This is a genomic window from Enterococcus sp. AZ194 (assembly GCF_051713825.1).
GTDB lineage: Bacteria > Bacillota > Bacilli > Lactobacillales > Enterococcaceae > Enterococcus_K.
Genome location: NZ_JBIOQR010000001.1, coordinates 1,176,612 through 1,200,844, shown reverse-complemented (window position 1 = coordinate 1,200,844; position 24,233 = coordinate 1,176,612). Strand labels below are relative to the sequence as shown.

22 protein-coding genes and 1 pseudogene are annotated in these 24,233 nt (G+C 36.0%); 15 read left to right on the top strand and 8 right to left on the bottom strand.

Features of this window, described 5'->3' with window-relative positions:
• The first annotated feature begins 267 nt into the window (after positions 1 to 267).
• Positions 268 to 1,134, top strand: a complete 867-nt coding sequence (locus tag IGI37_RS05745; protein ID WP_438760485.1) for an AraC family transcriptional regulator — start codon at positions 268 to 270, stop codon at positions 1,132 to 1,134.
• Positions 1,135 to 1,195: 61 nt separating this feature from the next.
• Positions 1,196 to 1,672: a hypothetical protein gene (locus IGI37_RS05740; protein ID WP_438760484.1), complete on the top strand. Its 477-nt coding sequence runs from the start codon at positions 1,196 to 1,198 to the stop codon at positions 1,670 to 1,672.
• Positions 1,673 to 1,819: 147 nt separating this feature from the next.
• On the opposite strand, the gene IGI37_RS05735 is transcribed toward IGI37_RS05740, so the two are convergent.
• The 5 genes and pseudogenes from IGI37_RS05735 to IGI37_RS05715 form a co-directional block, all read right to left on the bottom strand.
• Positions 1,820 to 2,470 (bottom strand): ABC-2 transporter permease, encoded by a 651-nt coding sequence (locus IGI37_RS05735; protein WP_438763593.1) that lies wholly within the window; start codon positions 2,468 to 2,470, stop codon positions 1,820 to 1,822.
• Complete coding sequence (locus tag IGI37_RS05730; protein ID WP_438760483.1) at positions 2,470 to 3,084, bottom strand: AAA family ATPase; 615 nt, start codon at positions 3,082 to 3,084, stop codon at positions 2,470 to 2,472. The genes IGI37_RS05735 and IGI37_RS05730 overlap by 1 nt, the downstream gene beginning before the upstream one ends.
• A gap of 173 nt (positions 3,085 to 3,257) precedes the next feature.
• Positions 3,258 to 4,337 (bottom strand): annotated as a pseudogene (locus IGI37_RS05725) (IS30 family transposase).
• A gap of 93 nt (positions 4,338 to 4,430) precedes the next feature.
• On the bottom strand, positions 4,431 to 4,721 hold the full coding sequence (locus IGI37_RS05720) for an ATP-binding cassette domain-containing protein (protein WP_438760482.1): 291 nt from the start codon (positions 4,719 to 4,721) through the stop codon (positions 4,431 to 4,433).
• 2 nt (positions 4,722 to 4,723) lie between these two features.
• Entirely contained in the window at positions 4,724 to 5,095 is a 372-nt protein-coding gene (locus IGI37_RS05715) for a GntR family transcriptional regulator (protein ID WP_438760481.1), read from the bottom strand.
• A gap of 400 nt (positions 5,096 to 5,495) precedes the next feature.
• On the opposite strand from IGI37_RS05715, the gene IGI37_RS05710 reads away from it, so the two are divergent.
• From IGI37_RS05710 to IGI37_RS05700, 3 genes are all read left to right on the top strand, one after another.
• Complete coding sequence (locus tag IGI37_RS05710) at positions 5,496 to 5,915, top strand: GNAT family N-acetyltransferase (protein WP_438760480.1); 420 nt, start codon at positions 5,496 to 5,498, stop codon at positions 5,913 to 5,915.
• Between the two features lie 214 nt (positions 5,916 to 6,129).
• Complete coding sequence (locus IGI37_RS05705) at positions 6,130 to 6,999, top strand: SPL family radical SAM protein (protein WP_438760479.1); 870 nt, start codon at positions 6,130 to 6,132, stop codon at positions 6,997 to 6,999.
• Positions 7,000 to 7,148: 149 nt separating this feature from the next.
• Positions 7,149 to 7,625, top strand: coding sequence for a methylated DNA-protein cysteine methyltransferase (locus tag IGI37_RS05700; RefSeq protein ID WP_438760478.1), 477 nt, complete (start codon positions 7,149 to 7,151; stop codon positions 7,623 to 7,625).
• A gap of 218 nt (positions 7,626 to 7,843) precedes the next feature.
• Here the strand turns inward: IGI37_RS05700 and IGI37_RS05695 are convergent, their stop codons facing one another.
• The 3 genes from IGI37_RS05695 to IGI37_RS05685 form a co-directional block, all read right to left on the bottom strand.
• Positions 7,844 to 8,386 (bottom strand): DUF1062 domain-containing protein, encoded by a 543-nt coding sequence (locus IGI37_RS05695; RefSeq protein ID WP_438760477.1) that lies wholly within the window; start codon positions 8,384 to 8,386, stop codon positions 7,844 to 7,846.
• 210 nt (positions 8,387 to 8,596) lie between these two features.
• On the bottom strand, positions 8,597 to 9,433 hold the full coding sequence (locus tag IGI37_RS05690; protein WP_438760476.1) for an AraC family transcriptional regulator: 837 nt from the start codon (positions 9,431 to 9,433) through the stop codon (positions 8,597 to 8,599).
• 246 nt (positions 9,434 to 9,679) lie between these two features.
• The gene (locus IGI37_RS05685) at positions 9,680 to 9,811 is read right to left on the bottom strand and encodes a hypothetical protein (RefSeq protein WP_438760475.1); all 132 of its coding nucleotides are present in this window, start codon (positions 9,809 to 9,811) and stop codon (positions 9,680 to 9,682) included.
• Positions 9,812 to 10,104: 293 nt separating this feature from the next.
• On the opposite strand from IGI37_RS05685, the gene IGI37_RS05680 reads away from it, so the two are divergent.
• From IGI37_RS05680 to IGI37_RS05635, 10 genes are all read left to right on the top strand, one after another.
• Positions 10,105 to 11,289, top strand: coding sequence for an IS110 family transposase (locus IGI37_RS05680; RefSeq protein ID WP_438760474.1), 1,185 nt, complete (start codon positions 10,105 to 10,107; stop codon positions 11,287 to 11,289).
• A gap of 698 nt (positions 11,290 to 11,987) precedes the next feature.
• Positions 11,988 to 12,617 (top strand): TetR/AcrR family transcriptional regulator, encoded by a 630-nt coding sequence (locus IGI37_RS05675; protein WP_438760473.1) that lies wholly within the window; start codon positions 11,988 to 11,990, stop codon positions 12,615 to 12,617.
• A 28-nt stretch (positions 12,618 to 12,645) separates the two neighbouring features.
• Complete coding sequence (locus IGI37_RS05670; RefSeq protein WP_438760472.1) at positions 12,646 to 12,906, top strand: hypothetical protein; 261 nt, start codon at positions 12,646 to 12,648, stop codon at positions 12,904 to 12,906.
• A 90-nt stretch (positions 12,907 to 12,996) separates the two neighbouring features.
• Positions 12,997 to 13,185 carry a cysteine-rich KTR domain-containing protein gene (locus IGI37_RS05665; protein ID WP_438760471.1) on the top strand — a complete coding sequence of 63 codons (189 nt, stop codon included), beginning with the start codon at positions 12,997 to 12,999 and terminating at the stop codon, positions 13,183 to 13,185.
• Positions 13,186 to 13,243: 58 nt separating this feature from the next.
• Positions 13,244 to 14,146 (top strand): helix-turn-helix transcriptional regulator, encoded by a 903-nt coding sequence (locus IGI37_RS05660; protein WP_438760470.1) that lies wholly within the window; start codon positions 13,244 to 13,246, stop codon positions 14,144 to 14,146.
• Positions 14,147 to 14,357: 211 nt separating this feature from the next.
• Positions 14,358 to 15,614, top strand: coding sequence for an MFS transporter (locus IGI37_RS05655; protein WP_438760469.1), 1,257 nt, complete (start codon positions 14,358 to 14,360; stop codon positions 15,612 to 15,614).
• An 889-nt stretch (positions 15,615 to 16,503) separates the two neighbouring features.
• Positions 16,504 to 16,965 carry a DUF1307 domain-containing protein gene (locus IGI37_RS05650; protein ID WP_438760468.1) on the top strand — a complete coding sequence of 154 codons (462 nt, stop codon included), beginning with the start codon at positions 16,504 to 16,506 and terminating at the stop codon, positions 16,963 to 16,965.
• Between the two features lie 243 nt (positions 16,966 to 17,208).
• Positions 17,209 to 17,379: a cysteine-rich KTR domain-containing protein gene (locus IGI37_RS05645; RefSeq protein ID WP_438760467.1), complete on the top strand. Its 171-nt coding sequence runs from the start codon at positions 17,209 to 17,211 to the stop codon at positions 17,377 to 17,379.
• A 261-nt stretch (positions 17,380 to 17,640) separates the two neighbouring features.
• The gene (locus tag IGI37_RS05640) at positions 17,641 to 21,564 is read left to right on the top strand and encodes a MucBP domain-containing protein (RefSeq protein ID WP_438760466.1); all 3,924 of its coding nucleotides are present in this window, start codon (positions 17,641 to 17,643) and stop codon (positions 21,562 to 21,564) included.
• 317 nt (positions 21,565 to 21,881) lie between these two features.
• Positions 21,882 to 24,230, top strand: coding sequence for an FtsX-like permease family protein (locus IGI37_RS05635; protein ID WP_438760465.1), 2,349 nt, complete (start codon positions 21,882 to 21,884; stop codon positions 24,228 to 24,230).
• Positions 24,231 to 24,233: the final 3 nt, after the last annotated feature.

Genomic DNA, 24,233 nt, shown 5'->3' with positions numbered 1-24,233 from the left:
TGTCATGTTTTTCATTTCAAAGCTTGTTATTATAGAGTAGAAGAGAACTTCACGTGACCTTCCAAACGGTTAAACATGAGTAGAACATCGCTACGCACAAATCAAACATCGCCCCCTTTCATTTTTGGTACTAAGAACGCTAACTTGATGGGACATTACAAAATACTTCCAAAAATTATAGCTTCTTTCTGTAAAAAATTGGGGCGGATTGCTCTCAGTGTGTATAATAGAAAGATGAACAACTCTAAAAAATGAGGAGATGACAAGATGACTAACATTGTGACCAGCTTTAATGAAATTATTTCGTACATAGAGGAGAATCTGACGGAGAAACTAGATTACGATGAAATGGGAAAAATAGTAGGGTACTCCCCTTATCACCTTCAACGCCTATTTTTACTACTTTCGAATATTCCTATCTCTGAGTACATTCGCTGCAGACGCTTAGCTTGTTCTGCACATGATTTACTCTCTGATTCCAGTAGTGTGACAGAGGTTGCCTACAAATATGGCTATAGTTCGCCTGCTTCATTTAGTCGAGCCTTCAAAGCATTCCATGGTACTACTCCGAAAGATATCAAACGAAATGAGTCCGTCATAAAAGCTTATCCGCCTTTAAGTTTTGAGCTAACTATTAAAGGCGCTGAACCATTAGATTATCGTGTGACTCAGATGCCGGGTTTTCGAGTGATAGGAAAAAAGATTCAAACCACCATGGAAAATGAACAAGGTCGCCAAGATATCCCTCTCTTTTGGCAAGAAACGCACCAAAAAAATCTTATCTCTGAACTACTCCCTTTCATGAATCAACAGCCTTTTGGAGTGTTAGGTGTGAGTGACTATCAGCCAAATTTAGATAATAGTGCCTTTGATTATTACATTGGCGTTGCTTCAACAGAGGCCCTAAAAGAGGACTTGCATGAATTACTCGTTCCAGAAGCTACTTGGGCATGCTTTAAACATCCAGCTAGTGATACTCCTAAAGAATTACAAGAGTTTCAGAAAAAGATTGTTTTTGATTGGCTACCAACGAGTGGTTATGAGTTTACGCAAGGACCAGATGTCGAAGTTTACGGGCAAGATAACTCTGTTGAAACTTGGATTCCTGTCAAAAGAATAGCAAATGACTATTAGTAAGGAACAGGCCAATCTGGCGAATTAACTAAAATAATTAACTTATCAGGAGGGAAAGATAATGACAGTAAGCGAGTGGTATCAAGGAAAAGAAGGACGTGCAGAGCATCTAGTTTATCTCAATAATAAAGCCAAGGAATTAGAAAAATTATTGTCTAAAGAAAAGAGCATGATTATCCGTGGAGCTGCAGGAAAAAAGGTCCCTTTAGGCGGACGAGCAAAAGTTGGCGATGCCGTTTATTTTGTGGAAACTGGTGGCGATTTGATGGTTCACTATCGTGGTCTCATTAGTCATGTTATCGAGACTGAAAAAATGACCCCTGATGAGTCCATTGCTTTTGTAGATCAATATGAAAAAGAGTTAAACCTGTCTAAAGATCAATATAAACGTTGGGCTGGGAAAAAGTTTTTGGCATTATATACAATTGATAAAATCGAACAAATTGAGTCCTTCAAATATCGTCGTGACAGCAATATGGATGATTGGATTATCACAGAATCGATTGACACGATTAAGGATATAGACAGCAACACCTAAATGTCACCCGAAATTATTAAGATTAATCAATGGTGTGAAAAGACATGAATAGTTTATAGGCTCGTTTTATCAAAACAAATTTGATAAAACGAGCCTATTGTCGATGAATTATAAATGGTTTCTCATTTATCGGTAGCTCAAGTAGGACTAAAATTCTTTTTTCTTCATAATTGTTAGACTGATACGAAGGGATATTAGGTAAAATCCCACAAACAGAACGATTATTCCTACGATAAACCCACTCACTTGTAGTGTTGAAAGTTTGTTGATTATAACTGTTAAATCAATACCTAATAACCCAATCAATTTGATAACTAAGAAAACAACAACCGTCACACCTCCAATAACGCCAAACATCACTAGTCTGCCTTTTTCTATCCCATACTTCAACTGAAAAGGAGTCATAACAGCAAACAAAAAGAGAATCGCTGGCACAATCCCAAGTGCACCTAGAAGGAGACCCATAAAATCAACATTTCCACCTATTAGAGCGCCAATAAAGCTAGCAATGGTTCCAATCAGCCAAAATAATAGTCCGGTAAGCAACCCAAAAGTATACTTTTCAAGGACATATATGTTGCGTGATATAGGTAGCGTAAATAAAAATGCAAAGCCGTTATCCGTTTCATCATAGCTAATTGTGCTTATCGTAAACATTGACCCTATTAATCCCAAAAAGCCTATTGGTGTTGTCGTATCTGAAGTCCCAAAACTCATAGCAATTGCTATAAAAACAATCATCACAAAAAATCTCTTCTGATTTCCCATCAGCTTAAGATCTTTAACTATCAAACCCATCATTGTTTTTCACCTCTTATCATCAAAGTGATTACTTCATCGATTGACCCATTCTCAATCGAAATTTTAGGATAGTTTTCTATATAGTATTGTTTTTGATTCGTTAAACAACAATACCCATATGTTTCCTTCTTAATACGTAAAAGATAGTCTTTATCGAGTGTCTCAAACTGTTCTGATGATACTTTTAATAATGCATAATCACTCAACAAAATATCCGTTTCCTCATGAAAGATAATCTGACCCTCATGAATCATATAAATATCATCACATAAGGTTTCCAAATCACTTGAAATATGCGAACTAACGATAATCGCACGATCTTCGTCCTCTTCCATGAATTCTCTTAATAAATCTAATAGCTCATCTCGAGCGATAACGTCTAACCCAGCGGTCGGTTCGTCTAAAATGAGAAACTTCGCCTGATGAGAGATAGCCACTAACACCTTTAACTTCGCCTTCATCCCCGTCGAAAATTCTTTAATTTGCTTATCAAGAGGTAATTGAAAATGAGCAACCTTCTCCATAAATTCAGCAGCATCAAATTTTTTATATAATTTTTCCAAAATTGGGACAATGTCTTTGATCGCAAATTTCAAGTGCAAGTTAGCCACTTATTGAAATTTCCTCATTATTTAATTTTTCGTCGTACAAGTACAAGCTTGACAATGAGCTAGGGCATGGTAACTGCACCTAGCAGTGTTGGGCAAAAGTTCTGAGTGTAGACCGAAGAATCGCCCAACCATATTCATGCCCTAGGAGGCTCATTGTCAAGCTTGTACGGCGCTCAGACATCTAAAGTCAATTTAGACATTTCTTCCAAGAAACGTTCTCGCGGTGTCGCATAACCAAGGATTTTCCTTGGAAGATTATTCATCCAGTCCTGGACCTTACGCACAGTTGATAAAGGCACATCACTCATGCGCGTACCTTTTGGTATGAAACGTCGGATAATGCCATTATGATTTTCATTTGTCCCTCGTTCCCAAGAAGAATACGGATGCGTAAAATAGACGTCTGTAACGCCTTTGAGTAACTCAGAAAGCCCAGAGAATTCCGTTCCATTATCAGAAGTAATCGTCTTGAATAATAAATGGAAATGTTTCCCAGCAGCTTCTCTCAACGTATTGAGCGCCTGATTGACAGGGTTCGCAGCTTTTCCATCAATCTTAATGATGACTTCGTAGCGTGTTTTTCTTTCTGTTAAGGTTAACAAGGCTTGGTCAGTTTTCGTTCTCAATCCATTGACTGTATCAATTTCCCAATCACCAAATCGTTCGCGACGCTCAACAATATCTGGACGCTTTTCAATTAACTCACCTAGAATCGTTCTGTTCTTACGATTTCGAGCAGGTTTGGTATTCCGACGTGTTTTAAGGCATAAGTCAATATTTCGAGTGGTCATCAAGCCGAAATCAATGTAGTTATACATGGTGGTCGTGCAGGGGATTTTCTCGTTCGGGAATAAGTTCCCTCTCTTAGCTTCGGCAACTACGACATCAGGCGACCAACTATTTTTCTTCATCTGATGATCTGCGTAAGCCATGAAATTCGGCGCTTGAAGCCACTTCGCAGGTTTACGAGAATTCTTTCTTGCCTGTTCATAAGCTTCTTGTCCCGTGCTAGCAAAGTATTGAACGGAGGCATACTCATATATTTTTCCATTCTGCTTTTGCCGGCGAATTTGACGAGCCAGTCCATCTTTGATCTCTGTATGGATCGTTTGAGGCGCTCGACCAAGCTGTTTGGCAATTTCTCGATTGGACAACGGCTTGTCTAATTGTTTCTAAGCTTCAATTTTTACTCGTTCTTCGTAACTTAGGTGTTTTCCTTTGCGTGATTCTGTGGTATTCTCAGTTTGCGTCATCGTAAATTCATCCTTTATTGATTGTGTAGGAACTTCAATAATACATGAAATTTTACGATGACGTTTTTTTATTTTCCTAGGTGGCTAAGTTCATTATAAAATCCGCCCAATGTCTTTGATTGTCAAATAACCACTAAATCCTGAATCAGAAAGAACAACACCCATATCTTCTCTATCTTTGGGTGTTATATTTGCACCATCTTTTCCCAAAATATGAATCGATCCACTGTCAATTGAGATTAAACCTAAGATCGCTTTAAATGCGGTACTCTTCCCTGCACCATTCTGACCAATCAATCCAGTTATATTGCCTTTTTTCACCTCTAAAGAACAATCCAACGAGAAACGACCATACTGTTTTTTTAAATGATTGATTTTTAACATACTTATCCCTCCAAAATGAATTCAAATAAGCGTTTGATTTCTTCATCACTAATTCCACATCGCCTCCCCTTTTGGATTGCCTGAGCTAGTTCTGACGCCAACTCTTTTCTCTGTTCTTCCAACAAAACCTCTTTGTTGGGCGCTAAAACATAGGTCCCTTTCCCGTGAACTGTCTCGACAAACCCTTCACTTTCTAAGTGGTCATACGCTTTTTTCACCGTCAATGCACTAATCTTTAACTCTTTTGACAGAGAACGAACAGATGGTAAATTATCATCTTTTTTTAGTTCACCCTCGCGTATCAAAACTTTAATTTGGTCGACAATTTGCTCATAAATGGGAATCATTAAAGAAGTATTTATAATAATCTTCATTTAATTATCTCCCTCCCTCTTCACAAACAGTATATAACAGTTCTCAAATCATTGTAAAGTGTTATACACTGTTTATTGGTAATTTCTTTTACCTATCTTGCCTTCACCTGGTAGAGAATTTACTTTTTTATAGCCTCTATCAGCAAACAAATTCTGAATAGCCGATTCATGAACTATATAATTTCATTTAAAAAAATTCATAATTCTCCATTACAATATGGCAATATATTGTTCATCTGAGTATACTCTAAGTAAGCTAGTTCCTTCGATTACGTGACTGGCTGCTTATCTGATGCTAAACCAAACGAACACAATAAGTAACTGGTTCATCAAAAGAATTACAAATTTACTTCAAGTTCTTACTAATTTTCAAAAACAATAATTTTAGGAGACAACTTCCATGATACAAATTCGCTATGCAAAGATGACCGACGCTTCTTTTTGGTTCAGCTTAGATAAGCATTTATCAAAAGCTGAGTTTGAGAAAAAGGTTCGCGATAAAATGGCCTATCTATTGATTGAAGACGATAGACCTATCGGAATCCTAAGATACAATTTTTTTTGGGACAACCTCCCTTTTTGTACACTGCTGTATGTCGATGAAAAACAGCAACAAAACGGCTATGGCACCAAACTAATGGCATTTTGGGAAATAGAAATGAAAGAGCTAGGGTATGGTATGGTAATGACCTCTACACAAGTCGATGAGCAAGCACAATACTTCTATCGAAAATTAGGCTTTAATGATGCGGGCAGTTTGATGATCGATGTTCCTAAATACAAACAACCATTAGAGCTTTTTCTAATAAAAGAGATTTAGATAAACAAAAAATTTTGATACACGGACTAGAATTTATTTGCATACGTACGAATGAACAAATAAACTCTTAGCGTCCGAATAAACGGTGGGTACAAAAGCAGCTCCATCTTGACTACGTTCCGATCTCAACAACTTCTACGCATAAGACATGTTAGATTTGAAGGTCTTGGTTCTCGGTGTTAAATGCTTCTGCCCCAACTTCCAAGGAGAAATCATGCATTATATTCAAGCAAAAACAATCCTATCGCCTAAAAACGGCATGAACCTTTATCGTGGGTGCTCGTTTGGCTGCATTTATTGTGACTCACGAAGCAAATGTTACCAAATGACACATGCGTTCGAGGATATTCAAGTAAAAGAGAATGCTATCGAACTACTGGAAGCTGCGCTCAAACGAAAACGAACAAAATGTATGATTGGTACAGGCTCCATGACTGATCCCTACATACCGATTGAACACAAACTTCAACATGTTCGAAAAACGCTCATGTTAGTTGAAAAATATGGTTTTGGCATTACCTTGATTACAAAGTCTAGCAGAGTCCTAAGAGATTTAGACCTCTTAAAACAAATCAACCAACAAACAAAAGCGGTAGTACAAATGACTTTGACTACCTATGATGAACAACTATGTAGAAAAATCGAACCCCATGCTAGCTCAACAAAAGAGCGATTTGAAACACTAAAGGTACTTCGTGATGAAGGGATTCCAACGATTGTCTGGTTGTGCCCTATCCTGCCTTTTATCAACGACACCAAAGAGAATCTAGAGGGGATTTTAAATTATTGTATTGAAGCAAAAGTCAAAGGAATTCTCTGCTTTGGTATGGGACTGACACTGAGAGAGGGAAATAGAGAATATTTTTATGAGCAATTAGATAAACATTTCCCCACAATAAAAGAGAAATATATCAGAACATATGGCAATCAATATAGCATTCTAAGTCGAAACAACAACGCTTTGATGGAGCTATTTCATTCTATTTGTGAGGAAAACCAAATCATGCACGACAATAGACAAATATTCGATTACCTCACGACCTTTGAACAAAAAACCAATCAACAACTATCCTTATTTGATTAGTGACTCACTCCTATTTTTCAAATCAGAATATTTCTTGTAAGACGAAAGTTGTAAACATCGCTCACTACAAAATAGGTGATTATTTTTAAAACAGCCTCATTGCTTTACCTAAAACAATCCTGTTTAATTAATCTATGGAGGTGCTAGATATGGCAAATGAACACATAAAAGACTTTAATGCTATGCTTCAAAACAGTAAGGATATGCCAAAAACACAGGTACTCACTGATACAAAATCCATCGAAAAATATGGTGGACAAAAGATGTTTTTTGCTCCACCTATTGCTTATGACACCGTAATGAAAAAAATTCCTTATGGCAAATTGATTCTAGTGGGTGATATTCGCGCGTATTTTGCAAAAGAAAATCAAGCCGACTTTACTGATCCAATTACTGCAGGAATTTTTGTTTCAATTGTTGCATGGGCAAGTTCACAACGCTCTGAAAACAAGACTCCTTATTGGCGTACCTTAAAAGCAAACGGTGAGTTAAATCCTAAATATCCTTTAGGTGTATTAGGGCAAAAAAAACTACTTGAATCTGAGGGACACAAAATTATTACAAAAGGCCGAACAAACATCCGCTATTTTGTAGAAAAATTTGAAGAAAACCTTTATAAATTATAAAAAACGTAAGCTTTAAGCGAACCCTTGCGCGCGAAATCTCACTCGAATCGTTCTTGTTTTCTTAACCACTTGAGAAACAATGAAAACAGAATAAGCTCCGAAAAGTAAGCTGAAATTCACAAAAATTCGAAAGTGATTTTTGTGAATTCTTTTTACTTATCGGAGCCAAACACATCTGTTAAGCGCGAATCGTCCTCGACTTTATTGAGCTAGGCTGTCTATTCTACTTGCTTTTCATTAAACAGAACAATCTGTTTATGATGTAATTTTCCCTTGAAAATATTTGTTTGTGGACTATGAATGCCCCCTTTTCTGACATATTGTTTTAGCTCAGAATTGGACAACTCTAACTTATCTTTTAAAATCGTTGCAAGTTTCACGTCTACAGGAAAGGCGTAATTAATTTGCAGTCGGACAGATTCATCTAAAAAAAATGACTCGCCAATCACTTCATATGCAATTGTCTGCATTTTGACACCATTGCGTTTTAGAACTTCTTTATCTGAACCATATTTTCGCGAAAGTGTCACACTATTTTCTTGAAATAATTGTAAATCCTTTGCATCTATTTTGTTGGTATGAATCCGTGATAAAATAGTTGAATTCCAACTGGTTTTGCACTTCGCACAGTTATAAATGAGCCAGACATCAAGAAATTTTTTTTGTGCGTTAATACGAAAACAGTCTGAGCATATAAATTCTTCATCTTGACCACATTTTTTACAATATAGAAGAATCGTTGGTGTAGACAAATGGTTCACTGTTCAAATAATCTCTCTCATCCCATCACTTCCTTTTTTACTAATAAGCTTTAGTAAAAAAACAGGTGGCGTACATGTGTTGTTCATCCTGATCAATCCTCCTCGTATAATTGACACAAAAAAAAGACTTTATTCCACATAAGGAATCCTCTGACTTGAGTCCTCCTTATTATAGAAAAAAGTCTTTGTAAAAACTTCTGAATTCTTGCTCTATTGTATGGGGATATAAAAATCAACAGACACCCGCTCAGTCTGCCAGTTTATCTCATGATAAATAGTAAAACCAAAATTGCTTCGCATCACGTAGTTGCTTTGAGCTAACCAAACACTAAAGAAGCTTTGAAGCTCAAAAAAAATGTTTTGAATTTCTCCACAAAAGGAATAGATAGCATACAGTCCCCCTTGTATACGCATAACATTTTCTTGTGAAGTCATTTTTTCATCAACCACTAGGCATAAATCATAGACATTATTAGGATAAGTGGTAAGGGCTGGATCACTATAAAATTTTTCAACTAGAATAGTCTCTGCATGATAATACTCTTTGTTTCTTTCAAGAAAGGAATGCCAATTATTTTTTATGTCATAATAGTTTCCAACGGTCCGCTCAAACAATACATAAAAATCGGTCTTCTCTATTATTTGAACTTTTTTCTCAAATGTTTTATATGTACGTAGGCGTTCTATCCGTTGACTATCAAAAGGATTAAGAACAGTCTGCTTATCAGAAGACTTCTTGAATTCAGTAGGTGATAGATGATAATACTCCTTAAACGCCGTACTATAATTATTTGAACTATAGCCATAATTCAAGCCTATATCCGTTAGTAATTTATCTTTTTGAAGTTTTATATCTATTGCGCTTTGTTCAATTTTTAGGCGTTTAACAAACGAATAAACACTTTCACCCACAATCTCTTTAAAAATCCTACTAAAATAATACTTGGAAAGAAATAAGTAATCAGCAATCTCTGCAACCGTAATGCTGTCCTCTAAATGTTCTAGAATATAACCAATGCTTTTCTTTACCAAACTCTCTTTAGTCATAATCGTCAGCCCCTCTCTAAACTTAATACTAGGTTTAAGTTAGCCTATAAGTCAATTACAGCTATTCCTCTTATATTTCTATGGAACAAATCGAAACTCCTAGCTATTTCTACTACAGATGTTGAGGGGATACGTTTCCTGACAAAATCGGCTCGACTAATAAAATTTGGCTTCGAGAAGTGACCTCAAATGATCCTTATATCAGAAATCTCATCTTCCCTGCCAATCTATAAAAATATAATTCCTTCAATTGTCGCTTGTCTCAAGAGGATACGTCAATAGTTTCCCACTAAAATAATCATAAAAGTATTGATTCGATTGTTCAACCGAGAAATGTTGAAAAATAATTCCATCTCTAAAGAATATTCTGTCTGCCATAACCCATCATCTAGAGGTTGGGACAAACACCCATGAGGGTTATCACCCTCACCAAACAGAATGAAAACGAAAATGATCGACCTACAAATGATTTCCTGTCATAATATAATTGACAGGAGTGGCTTGTAGGTCGATCACTTATTGAGGTTCTGCTCCAAGTAACCTTGAGGGACAAACTAGATCATTCTACTTATTTGCACCAATCATTAGGTCATAGAACCTGCGTATAAAAATAAATTGTTTCTATAAGTAGAATAGCCTCTTCTGGATATTTTTTCAAGGAGGAAGGTAAAATGGAAGATGTATTTCATTCTTGTTGTGCTGGATTAGATATTCATCAAAAAGTTATTGTTGCTTGTGTTCTTCGTTCTACTGAAGGAAAAAAACGCCCAGAAAAAGCCTTTGGTAGTTTTGAAACAACAACTCGTGGTCTGTTTGAACTCTCTGATTGGTTGGCTTCTTATGAAGTGACTCATATTAGTATGGAAAGTACGGGTGTCTATTGGAAATGTGTGTGGCGCATTTTACAAAATCAGTTTGAATTACAACTAGCTAACCCTCGGCATATCAAAAACATTCCAGGGAAAAAAACAGATATGAAAGATGCTGAATGGATTGCTCGGTTGACTCGATTAGGTGTCGTTCCTACGAGTTTTGTGCCACCCGAACCCATTCAAGAATTGAGAGACTTAACTCGTTATCGCAAACATTTAGTTGAAGACTTGAATCGAGAAAAAAATCGTGGGCATATGGTCTTACAAAATGCTGGAATCAAATTGACCTCAGTGATGAAAGATATTTATGGGAAATCTGGTCGCGCCTTGCTTTATGTCTTAATTGAAAATAAAACAATCGCAGAGTCACTCATTCTCAAATCTGTTTATACAACGCTACGCAGAAAAGTTCCTCAATTAATGGACGCCTTAGAAGGATTTATGAATCCTCATTATCGTAAAATGTTAGCTCTTCATCTCACTCAAATTGAGTGTTTAGAAAAACAAATTCAGGAAGTCGAAGAAACAATTAACGACTATCTTACACCTTATGAAGAATACGTGGAACGGTTAGAGGAAATACCGGGAATCAATCGAAGAACTGCCGCAGTTGTACTGGCAGAGATTGGGATAGATATGTCTGTTTTCCCTACTTCTGGACATTTAGCTTCATGGGCAGGAGCGAGTCCGGGAAATAATCAAAGTGCCGGAAAAACGCGAAGTAAACGGGTAAGAAAAGGAAATTCTTATCTAAAGAAAGTCTTAGCGCAAGGTGCTTTAGCTGTTTCAAAGGGGAAAAAGAACCGAATTCAAGCATTTTTCTTTCGAGTAAGAAGAAATGCCGGTCACAAAAAAGCGGTCGTTGCGACAGTTCATTTATTACTACGTATTATTTATCGGATGCTTTCCGATCAGTCCCGCTATAAAGAACTTGGAGAAACGTATTTACAAAATAGAGAGAACCCTCTAACAGCTACCCACTAGAGTGTTCTAGACCAATTTAGCTAACTACGCTTTTAGTAGGAGGTAGCTTTTTTTTGTTTTTTTACAGATTTAGTTTTCGTATAAAGTGTTTAACTCCGAGAACCAGGTAGGTACTGTGCAACATCAACTCATGCTTCGTTGTGTTTTACAGCAATAAGAGCCTTCAACTCTAGCATGTCCCATGCATAGAAGTTGTTGAGAGCGGAACGCAGTCCATCAATTCTAAAGGTGTTCCACCTTTAGAAATTGATGGGGCGGAGTGCAGATGGAGTTGCTTCTGTACCCACCGTTTATTCGGGAAATAGGAGCATGGGCATAACTTTTTGAGTTATGTCCCATGCTCCTTCGCTATTTCTTAACATAAAGAAGTTATTCAACTGTTCAAATTCAAAAAAAAATTCTATTGCACAATCTATTAAAGCTTTGTCTACTACCGCACCAATCCTATGATCGGTAATTTTCATGGTAAAAGTAAATTTGTTTTTGCATAGTCCTTTAATTTCCTTTCTGCTACAATAACTATTTACTAGATTACCGTAAAAACCAAGATTTTTCTACTTCTGTTTCTAATGATTTCTCATTTCTCATCTCTCCTCTGTTCAATAACATTCAAAATTTTTATTCTATCTACCCATTGACAATAGACCATCAGTCGAGTATCATTCATTTATAGACTGTTGGTCGAGAAAGGGGATTTCATGGCACGCACAAAAGACTTTGATATAAAAAGAAACGAAATTTTAGATTGCGCAGAAAAATTATTCACTACCCGGGGGTATGAACTAACCACTGTCAATGCCATACTAAAAGAAGTTGGCATTGCTAAAGGAACTTTTTATTATTACTTTGATTCAAAAGAAGAAGTGATGGATGCATCAATCATGCGAATTATCGATGAAGAAGTCGATTTTGCAAACAACATTCTCGCAAATAAAAAATTATCTCCTATTGAAAAATTAATGACCGCTCTATTCAGTAAACCAAAATCAAATGAGAAAAAAATAATGATTGAACGACTATATGAAGCAAACAATGCCTTAATGAAACAAAGAGCCATGCAAAGGACACTTGAAATCGTTTGTCCAATCTATGCAAAAATGATTCGTGAAGGAAATGAAAGAAAGGAATTTTCTTCAAATAATCCACTTGCAGATATCCAATTTCTTGTCGCTGGAATGCAAACGTTATACGATATTAGTAGCATAAAAAATTCTACCGTCCAAGTCGATATAGACTCAATTTTACATGTCTTATTTCAGACAGTTCAAATAGATGAGGCAAAAATAAGTAAGTCCCGGGTTCGAGAGCTGATGTTAAAAAATATATAATCACAGCAAAATCAAAGGAGGAAAAAAAATGAATTTTAAAGATTTAGTAACTGATGTAAAAAAAAGAACAGGTGAAGAGTATGAGGTTTGCTCAGACATTATTAATGCTTACGAAAAGTATTGTGAAGAAAAAATCAAACGCCCTTTCAAAGATGAGGTGGATACACAAATGATTAATTGGATCAGCACCTCAACTACCCATGGTCATCAAACCGTAAATGCCGTATTGAGTGTCTTTGTCCCACTTATGAAAAGTGAAGTAAAGCAAAAAATTCCCTTTATCAACTGAAAAGAGCCTACTTATACTTTCATAACTCGATAGACTATTGCTATTTTTTTCGCTACTATGACATGATAAAAAACGAGGAGTGATTTTACTATGAATACAACATCTTGGATTATCTGCCCTACTTGTTCGGGAAAAACTCGTACAAAAATCCGACCGGATACGACCATTAAATACTTCCCTCTATATTGTCCAAAATGCAAACAAGAAAATTTAGTCAATGTTACACGATTAAAAGTTACTATAATAAAAGAGCCAGACGCTATGACGCAGAGCCAATAACTTGGAATGAGGATTCTTTGTTGTTGGCTTTTTATTTTACCTAGAAGGAGGGATCTCTATGAACCGTTTGTTTGAAATCATTGTTCTTCTCAGCGAAAAAGAGAGAATGACAGCAAAAGAACTAGCTCAACATTTTGAAGTCTCACAGCGGACCATACTGAGAGATTTAGATAAGCTCTTAATTGCAGGAATTCCAATTGAAACAGCAAAAGGCTTTAATGGCGGAATTTCGATTGATAAATCTTATCGACTTTCTACAAATTTTATGAGTGTTGGAGAAAAAGATTTATTAGTAGCCGGTTTAAGAGCCCTTGACTCAATCCATAAAGAGATGCAATCAGAAGGAATTACTAAAAAAATCTTTCAGCAGGATACGACATTGTTTTCGTATTTTGACATTGATTTATCTCCTCCACATGCATCAAATGCAAAAGAGATTATTTCAAAAATTGAGTTAATTAAAACTGCGATTAACTTGAATAAACAGATTGCTTTTTCTTATTATACGATTGATCGACAATCGTATAAGACTATTTCCCCCTATCAACTAGTTTTCCGTTGGGGATTTTGGTATGTTCATGGTTTTTGCGAAAAGAGAAAAGAGGTTCGTCTATATAAACTCACTCGAATAGAAAAACTGCAACTCATAGATAACCCCGCGACTAAAATAGCTTCTGTGCCAAAAAAGGCCAAGCATTTTGAATATGAGAAAAATTTCTACCTGGTGGCTAATTTTGATAAATCACAGAAACCACGACTGATTGACTCCTTTGGGATGGCCTCTTTCGAAGAACGAGAAAACTGTCTTCATTTTAAGCAATGGTTTGACAACAAAAACTTTTTGATTTCTTGGATACTAGGTTTTGGTTCGGCTGTTGAAGTAATCGAACCGCAAGTGATTCGTGAAGAAGTTAGAAAAAAAATACAGGAAATGAAAATAAAATACGAATATGACATATAGCTGTCGTATTTCATTTGCTAAACTATGATTTTAGACTGTTACTAGCACTCACTGATTCACCATCTTTGGGAAATATCGGGCAATCAATTTTACTTATCTTCGTTTTAGTAAAAATAAAAGACCACCTACAGATTTAAAGTTGCTCATAAAAAAAATATGCACATATTTTGTGAAATATATCTACTTATTCACATAGCTTAGGAGATAAATTATGAAAACCATTCAAATATCTGTTTATCAAACAACCTTTAATTTTATCAAGTTAGTAACAGGACAAGCCGTCTCTGTATTTGGGACTTCATTACTACGATTTGCTCTCTCTTTATACGTTCTAGATATAACCGGGCGAGCAGATATCTATGCCACCTTATTTGCTATTTCAAGTCTTCCAGTATTGTTATCACCAATTGCTGGTGCTTTAGCAGATCGGTTCAACCGCAAAACAATCATGGTAAGCCTGGACTTAGCCAATGGACTCTTCAGTCTATTTCTATTGGTTGCTTTTTTATTCAATCAATCTTCCTTGGTCATTATTACGATTGCTATGATTCTTTTTGGTTTTGTTGGTGCAATGGATACGCCCGTTGTAACGGCGATTATTCCCAGTATTTCTGCTAATGATAAATTAGAAGCGGCAAATGGAATATTGCAAGGAGTTCAATCCTTATCAGGAATTGTCGCACCCATTTTTGGTGGATTACTCTACAGTATCATTGGGATGAACAATATTTTAATAATTACTACACTTGCTTTTTTCTTAACTGCATTCTTAGAGACACGTATTTTAGTTCCTAAAAATGAAGCAAATTTCTCAGGGAATGTCTTTACCGTATTGGCAGGTGATTTGAAGGAAGGCTTTCATTACACATTAACACATAGCTTCATTCGGAAAACTATGTTGATAAGCGTAGGCTTAAATTTTGCGCTTACTCCACTCTTTATTGTCGGTGTCCCCTACATATTACGAGTCACGATGGATTTAAATACTAGCCTATATGGAATTGGCGTGGCTATTATTGAATTTGCCACTATCTTAGGTGCCCTGATGCTAGGTTTTGTATCAAAGAAATTAAAGGTTTCAAATTTTTATCTTTGGATTCTATTCATTGCATGTTTACTGCTTCCGATTGCTTTATCATGTACACCTATCCTGCTGAGCTTTGGCGTTCTCCCGTCTTTTACTCTGTTTCTACTTTGTGGAGTCCCACTTTCAGCTTGTTTATCAATTGTCTCAATTTTTGCCATTAGTAAGGTTCAAAAGATTACACCAAGTAAAAATTTAGGGAAAGTCATGGCAATTATCATGGCAACTGCCCAGTGTGTCGCGCCAATTGGTCAAATACTTTATGGTATCGGCTTCGAAATTTTTCAAGAAACGGTTTATATACCTATTCTCATGACTTTTATTGCAACCCTAATACTTGCGGTCCTAAGCAAACTACTTTATCAAAAAGAAAAGGACATCTGATTTGCTATGCTCGTCAAAAAGGGGTGAAATAAATGTAATGCGAATCTTGAGCGCTATGTTCTCTTTACTCATTACATTTGTTGGCTTACTGCTTCTTACCTATCTCTGGCCTCTAATTTTGCAATTATGATGGAGAATTATTATACCTTGAAGTTCTTATAGCTAGCTTTTTAAATAGGGAATGTTGGATTCTGAACCGATGCCGACTTGAAGTTAACAAAGAAAAATTAACTTACTATAGTCCCTTGATTAAAAAGCATTTGTCATTAATCAACTAGACACAATCACGCAAGCATCGAGTAATTCCTACCTTTTGTATGTTATTGGAAAATGAATAGGCGCTTTGAATTCAGACTTTGTTGGAAAAGAACGTTTTCTAGCTTATTGTGAATCAGCTAGTATACCGATTGTTTCAAAGTCACAATGATTTTTGTTTTAAGCTTTTTATACTCCCGACACTCCTGAAGTCTGCTACTTTCGGAGTATAAAGACTCATTGTATTAGAAATTTCTTAACAATATAGGGACAAAGTATCTATCAGAATTTCTTTTAGGAGGTCATATGATACATATCATCCTATTAATTCTTATTGTTTATAGTCTTGTTTTACAAGCCTACTTAACAAAATACATAACTAAACTTAGCTTACTTTTACCATTTCTTAGCCTATTCTATTCCTTTGTTTTATTAATTTTTTTATCAATAAAAATAGAGACGGTGAATTTTTTCTTTTTCTTAGAAGAAGACCCTAACTCTCTTTTGAAACAACCAATCAACATGCAAATATTTACAAGTATTTTAATTCGATATAATTTACTCACTATTCTTTATTTTAGTCTCCATTTTTTACTAAAAAAAAGAAAATAAATAGTGCAAGGAGCGAATCAAAATGAAACTGCGAAAAACAATACTTTTTGTCTTACTTTTACTGATAACTACCGGTTGCCAGGCAAAAAAAGAAACAACGACAATATACGAAGGTACGGGACGTGGGGGTATCACATTAAAAATCACTTTAAAAGCAAGGGATGACGTTCTCACAGAAACAAAACAAGAAAGCTCTAGACCTGTAAAACTGACCTCCAAAGATGAGCAAGAAGCTGAGCTGCAACAAGAGAAAGCTTCTAAAATTTATAATGATTATGCAGGTGTTAAACATGAATATGAAATCAAAGATGGACTAATTTATGAAACACTCACGCTTGATTTGGTAACTGGAGATTTAGAAGCGTTCAATCAAGCTGGCTTTCTTCGCCCTAAAATAGCTGATGACACTAAGTATCTTAGTTTGAAGAAAACGGCTAATTTTTATGAAAATAATTATGGCTTAACCTGTACAGAAAAACCCTAGGAGGAGAAAAAATGAAGTATTTTAGTTATTACTTTAAATGGAGACGCGCACCTTGTAACTGCTAATATTGGTGAAGATTATTCATCTATACCACCTTAATTAAAAACTGATCAACAAAGCCGTGGGGAATATAGAGACGCTACAAAAAGTCTACATTAATTTAACTATTAATTATGTACATATTTTGTACGTCCTCTTTATTTGATTAAGGTTTCGCTTAACTTAATTGTTTGGGAGGTAAATATGAACTATAGATGGGTCTATTGTCCTGTTTGTGCAAATAAAACACGGATACAGGTTAGAGAAGATACTGAACTAAAAAACTTCCCTCTCTTTTGCCCAAAATGCAAGCAGGAAAGTCTTATTAATTTGAAAAAATATAAACTAATGATCATAACTGAGCCAGACGCATGAGACGCAGTAGACGCAGAGCCAATGAAGTGGATTTTTGGGGAATCCATTTTATTGGCCTTTTGATTAAATTCGAGGGAAATAAGAATCCACATTTATCTTTATGGTTCCAATAAAAACAAAGGTAGTCAGCAATGACTTCCGAAAAATACCTGAAATCTTATAATTTAAGATGAAGAAAAAATAATAGTCTTGAGATACAACAAATAAATGGTGGACTCAGAAGTCAACTACTTCTACCCCAACCACGGAGGAAATGTAATTATGAACAAATATCTAAAAAAATTAAAAATAATTTTAAGCTGTTTGATAATGATTTTACCAACCATATTAGGAGGTATTAATGTTCAAGCAATCGATATTGGAGCAGGCATCGATACAGGTGGCGCACCAGTTGGTTACACAAAAAAAGAAGTCGAGAACATAACCACAACAGATGGCATAAATCGTGTAGGTGATGTCTTAGAATACACGATTACTTTAAGTAATGATGAACCATTTTCTACTTGGAAAAACATCACCGTGTTTGATACTTTACCTTCTGGCATTGATTTTAATAATGAATCTGGTGTCAAAAAAAATGGGCAATCAATTGCTTATACTTATGGGCAGTCAAACCGCGAGCTAGCAGTGCCTATTGGAAACCTTGCTGGAGATGATGAAACGCTTGAAGGAATTGTTACGCCTAAAGAGATCATTCGTCTACAATTCAGAGCAAGAATCAATGAAACTGCTTCTGGAACAACTATTACCAACTTTGTTTCTGCTGAAGGAGATACAGTCAGTGCACAAGCACAAGATACAGGGATTGTTGTAGAAAAGATGGTAAAAGTTGGCGCACCAGTAACCGTCATTTATCAAGACGAAGAGGGCAATAGTTTATCGGAAAATACTCAGCTCTCGGGCAATGTAGATGAACCTTATACAGCCGTTGAGAAAAAAATTGATGGGTATACCTATAAAACAGTTATCGGGAATCAAACAGGCCTATTTTCTACTGAAGAGCAGACAGTCACTTTTGTTTACTCCAAAGACCCAATACCAACCTCGTCTCTCATTGTTAAGTTTGTTGATGAGAATGGAAACATGATAGATGAAGACATGATTTTATCAGGTGAAGTTAACTCAGGATATGTATTCATTGAACGATACTTTGTTGGTTATACCCTTAAAGAAGTTATCGGAAATCAAGCAGGTGTATATACCGTCGAGGACCAAACACTTACCTTTGTTTATACAAAAGATCCTGTCCCGACTTCTTCTGTCACTGTTAGATATCAAGATGAGACAGGAAAAGCTTTAGCGGATGACATCGTTCTTTCTGGTGAAGTTGGTTCAAATTACTCGACAGAGAAAAAAGCTTTTGATGGTTATACCTTCAAAGAAGTTATAGGCAATGAAAGCGGAGTATACACTACCGAAGATCAAACGGTCACTTTTGTTTATACAAAAGACCCTATCCCGACTTCTTCTGTCACTGTTAAATATCAAGATGAGACAGGAAAAGCTTTAGCGGATGACATCGTTCTTTCTGGTGAAGTTGGGGCAAATTACTCGACAGAGAAAAAAGCTTTTGATGGTTATACCTTCAAAGAAGTTATAGGCAATGAAAGCGGAGTATACACTACCGAAGATCAAACAGTCACTTTTGTTTATACAAAAGACCCTATCCCGACTTCTTCTGTCACTGTCAAATATCAAGATGAAGAGGGCAAGTCTTTAGCGGATGACATCGTTCTTTCTGGTGAAGTTGGGGCAAATTACACGACGCAGAAAAAAGCTTTTGATGGTTATACCTTCAAAGAAGTTATAGGCAATGAAAACGGAGTATATACTACCGAAGATCAAACGGTCACTTTTGTTTATACAAAAGACCCTATTCTGACTTCTTCTGTCATTGTCAGATTCCAAGATGAAGAAGGTACGGCAATTGATGAAAACATGGTTCTATCTGGTCCAGTCGGGACAGGATATGTATTCATTGAACGACACTTTGTTGGTTATACCCTTAAAAAAGTTATCGGAAATCAAGCAGGCATATACACTACCGAAGACCAAACACTTACCTTTGTTTATACAAAAGACCCTATTCCTACTTCTTCTGTCACTGTCAGATTCCAAGATGAAGAAGGCAACTCTTTAGCAGATGACATCGTTCTTTCTGGTGAAGTTGGGGCAAATTACACGACGCAGGAAAAAGCTTTTGATGGTTATACCTTCAAAGAAGTTAGGGGCAATGAAAATGGAGTATACACTACCGAAGATCAAACGGTCACTTTTGTTTACTCCAAAGACCCTATCCCGACTTCTTCTGTCACTGTCAAATATCAAGATGAGACAGGTAAGGCTCTAGCAGATAACATCGTTCTTTCTGGTGAAGTTGGGGCAAATTACACGACGGAGAAAAAAACTTTTGATGGTTATACCTTCAAAGAAGTTATAGGCAATGAAACTGGTGTATATACTACCGAAGATCAAACGGTCACTTTTGTTTATACAAAAGACCCTATCCCGACTTCTTCTGTCATTGTCAGATTCCAAGATGAAGAAGGTACGGCAATTGATGAAAACATGGTTCTATCTGGTCCAGTCGGGACAGGATATGTATTCATTGAACGACACTTTGTTGGTTATACCCTTAAAAAAGTTATCGGAAATCAAGCAGGCATATACACTACCGAAGACCAAACACTTACCTTTGTTTATACAAAAGACCCTATTCCTACTTCTTCTGTCATTGTCAAATATCAAGATGAGACTGGACAAGCTTTAGCGGATGACATCGTTCTTTCTGGTGAAGTTGGTTCAAATTACTCGACAGAGAAAAAAACTTTTGATGGTTATACCTTCAAAGAAGTTATAGGTAATGAAACTGGTGCATATACTACCGAAGATCAAACGGTCACTTTTGTTTACTCCAAAGACCCTATCCCGACTTCTTCTGTCACTGTTAGATATCAAGATGAAGAGGGCAAATCTTTAGCGGATGACATCGTTCTTTCTGGTGAAGTTGGTTCAAATTACTCGACAGAGAAAAAAGCTTTTGATGGTTATACCTTCAAAGAAGTTAGGGGCAATGAAACTGGTGTATATACTACCGAAGGTCAAACGGTCACTTTTGTTTATACAAAAGACCCTATTCCGACTTCTTCTGTCACTGTCAAATATCAAGATGAGACAGGAAAAGCTTTAGCGGATGACATCATTCTTTCTGGTGAAGTTGGGGCAAATTACACGACGGAGAAAAAAACTTTTGATGGTTATACCTTCAAAGAAGTTATAGGCAATGAAAACGGAGTATATACTACCGAAGATCAAACGGTCACTTTTGTTTATACAAAAGACCCTATCCCGACTTCTTCTGTCACTGTCAAATATCAAGATGAGACAGGAAAAGCTTTAGCGGATGACATCGTTCTTTCTGGTGAAGTTGGGGCAAATTACACGACAGAGAAAAAAGCTTTTGATGGTTATACCTTCAAAGAAGTTATAGGCAATGAAAGCGGAGTATACACTACCGAAGATCAAACAATCACTTTTGTTTATACAAAAGACCCTATCCCGACTTCTTCTGTCACTGTCAAATATCAAGATGAGACAGGAAAAGCTTTAGCGGATGACATCGTTCTTTCTGGTGAAGTTGGGGCAAATTACACGACGCAGAAAAAAGCTTTTGATGGTTATACCTTCAAAGAAGTTATAGGCAATGAAAGCGGAGTATACACTACCGAAGATCAAACGGTCACTTTAGTTTATACAAAAGACCCTATCCCGACTTCTTCTGTCACTGTCAAATATCAAGATGAGACAGGTAAGGCTCTAGCAGATGACATCATTCTTTCTGGAAATATTGGTGCAGCTTTCAAAACGGAAGCTAAACTGTTTGAAGGCTATGAACTAAAAGAAAGAATTGGAAAAAGTCAAGGATTCTTTACAGAAGCAACTCAGACTACTACCTATGTTTATATAAAAACAAAAGAAGGTATAAACAAAACGACACCAGATAATAATGGAAAGAAAAAAATAAAACCTTCCATTTCATCAATAAAAAAACAATCTAAACCAAAAAGATTACCCAATACAGGTAGTTCAAACGAGATTTTTTCTAGCTTATTAGGTTTAATTCTCTGTAGTCTCGTGTTGTCATTTTTTGTCTTGAAACGCTTACGCAAAATTAGTAGAGACTAATCACTCTACTCTCTGTTAGAGCTCACTGATAGTTGAAAGTAGGTTTAACTAGCCTGTAACGGACAGATATAGTTTATTGCTCTCCTTTCAGCTCTAACGTATCTCATGCGTAGAAGTTTTTGAGAGCCTAGTGAAGTCTTATGAAATAGCGTTTATTCAGTTTTAGAGAGGCTGGGACATAACTCCACAAGTTATGGTCCCAGCCTCCCTATTACAAAAGAATCAATTAAACAGAGAAACCTGAGCTTTAGAATTTTATAAAATAACTTCTTAAAATGAAAAATAGAAAATAACATGGTTAATAAAGGAGGCGGCAAATGAACTATCGACTCATAAAAAAGGATTTCGCAAAAAATAAGGTGATTACTTTTACACTTTTCATATTTATTTTATTGTCCGCTATGCTAGTATCGAGTGCCTTAAGCATTGTGACAAATCTAAATGGTTCTATAAATCATCTGTTTGAACAAGCAAAAGTTCCAAGTTATGTTCAAATGTACGCTGGCGAATTATCCCCAGAAGAAATTAAAACATTTAGCCAAAAAAACAGCCTAGTAGAAGACCAACAAACTGTCACAATGCTAAACATCGCTGGTGAAAATTTATTCCTTCAAGGAAAAGATAAATCGGAAGTAAATAGTATCATTGAAAACAGTTTTGTAAAACAAAATGATTCATTTGACTTCTTACTAGATACAAGTAACAGCATTGCTAAAGTTTCCGATGGTGAAATTGGGATTCCGGTATATCATCAACAACAATATCATCTAAAGCTAGGTGATAGTATACAAGTAAGTATTGGACACTTCAAAAAAAAATTTACGATTACTTCTTTTATTCGTGATGCACAGATGAATCCTTCACTTGTTACTTCTAAACGTTTACTCGTTAGTAACAATGATTGGAACGAGTTAGCGACCTATCTAAACAATCAAGAATACTTAATCGAGTTTAAATTAAAAGATGAAAAAAAACTGTCTGATTTTGAAAAACAATATGAGGCCTCTACTCTTCCACAAAGCGGAACTGCATTGACACGCACCTTATATCAAGTATTGAATTCATTAACAGATGGGATTGTAATCGCAATTATCACATTAATTAGTCTGCTATTACTAGTGATTGCTTCCTTATGTTTAAGATTTACCATTTTAACAGCAATTGAAGAGGATTATCGTGAGATTGGAATTATGAAGGCAATTGGCATTAGCAACAAAAATACAAAAAAAATGTATCTTACAAAATACATTCTTATAACTTCAGTTGCCTGCTTGACAGGTTACATTTTTTCACTAGCTGTTACCAATTTGTTCACGCAGTCAATGGCTGTTTACATAGGAACTGCACCTAAAACTGTTAGTAGCTACCTGCTCCCTCTTTTAGGCTCTCTTCTTGTTTTTCTATTTGTTTATCTTTTTTGCAAAATTATTTTCCGACGATTCAAGAGAATTTCTGCCTATCAAGCCTTACAAACCGGAGAAATATCTGGAAATAGAAAAATTGCGCATAAAATGCGAATAAGCGGAAAAAAACATTGGCTCAGCAATCAAACACTCTTTATGGGTATTCGTGAAGTATGCACACAAATAAAAGTTTATCTGTTACTCATGTTCGTGTTTGCCATCAGCCTATTTTTAATGAGCGTCCCCTATAATTTCTTACAAACCGTTCAAGCGCCTAGCTTCATTTCTTACATGGGGGCGGGAAAAAGTGATTTACGAATTGATTTACATCAACTAGATAAATATCAAGAGGAAGGCAATCAAATAGAAACAGACTTACATAATAAAATAATGGATAAAGAATCACCCGTTGAAAAGTATGTACGTTATGAAACAAGTGCCTATCAGATAAAGAACGCAGATCATGAGCTAGTGACTATCAAAATAGAAAATACCGAAGACTACGACTCTTTTCCACTCAGTTATACCAGTGGAAGGGCACCACAAAATGAGAATGAGATTGCCTTTTCTAGTATGAATGCAGATGAATTTGAAGCAACGATTGGAGACAAACTTACTCTTATTCAGAAAGACCAAGAAAAAGTCGTTACGCTGAGCGGAATCTATCAAGATGTCACGAATGGTGGGAAAACAGCTAAAGGAATGCTGCCAAATAGCCATCCTTTATGGGTGACATTTAATATTAAACTCAGTGACCCATCTAAACTCAACCAAGTAAAAGCAGACTTAGAAAATAAGTTTAAGCATAGCAAAGTAACCGATACAGATGAATATATTAAACAGACACTGGGTGGAATTATCAAACAAGTCACCGTGATTAGTCGAGTCGCATTTGGCCTCTCTTTATTTATCGCGATTCTTATTACTTCAATGTTTTTCAAAATGATTATTGTCAAGGAAGCCAAAAATATCGCCATCATGAAAAGTCTTGGAATTTCAGTCAAAACGCTCCAATATCAATACATCACGCGCGCACTGTTTTCACTAGTAATCGGATTAGTTATGGGACTGATCTTAACAAATTTACTAGGTACACAGGTCGCCAGTCTCTTACTTTCTGGTGTCTCTAAGCTAACGTTTGTTTCAAACCCACTTATCAACTACATTGGAATTCCTTTTTCGTTAATTTTTGTAGTAAGTATTAGCATGTATGTAGTTAGTTTATCTATTCGAAAAATAAATGTCATGCTCGTCGCTGAGTAAAGG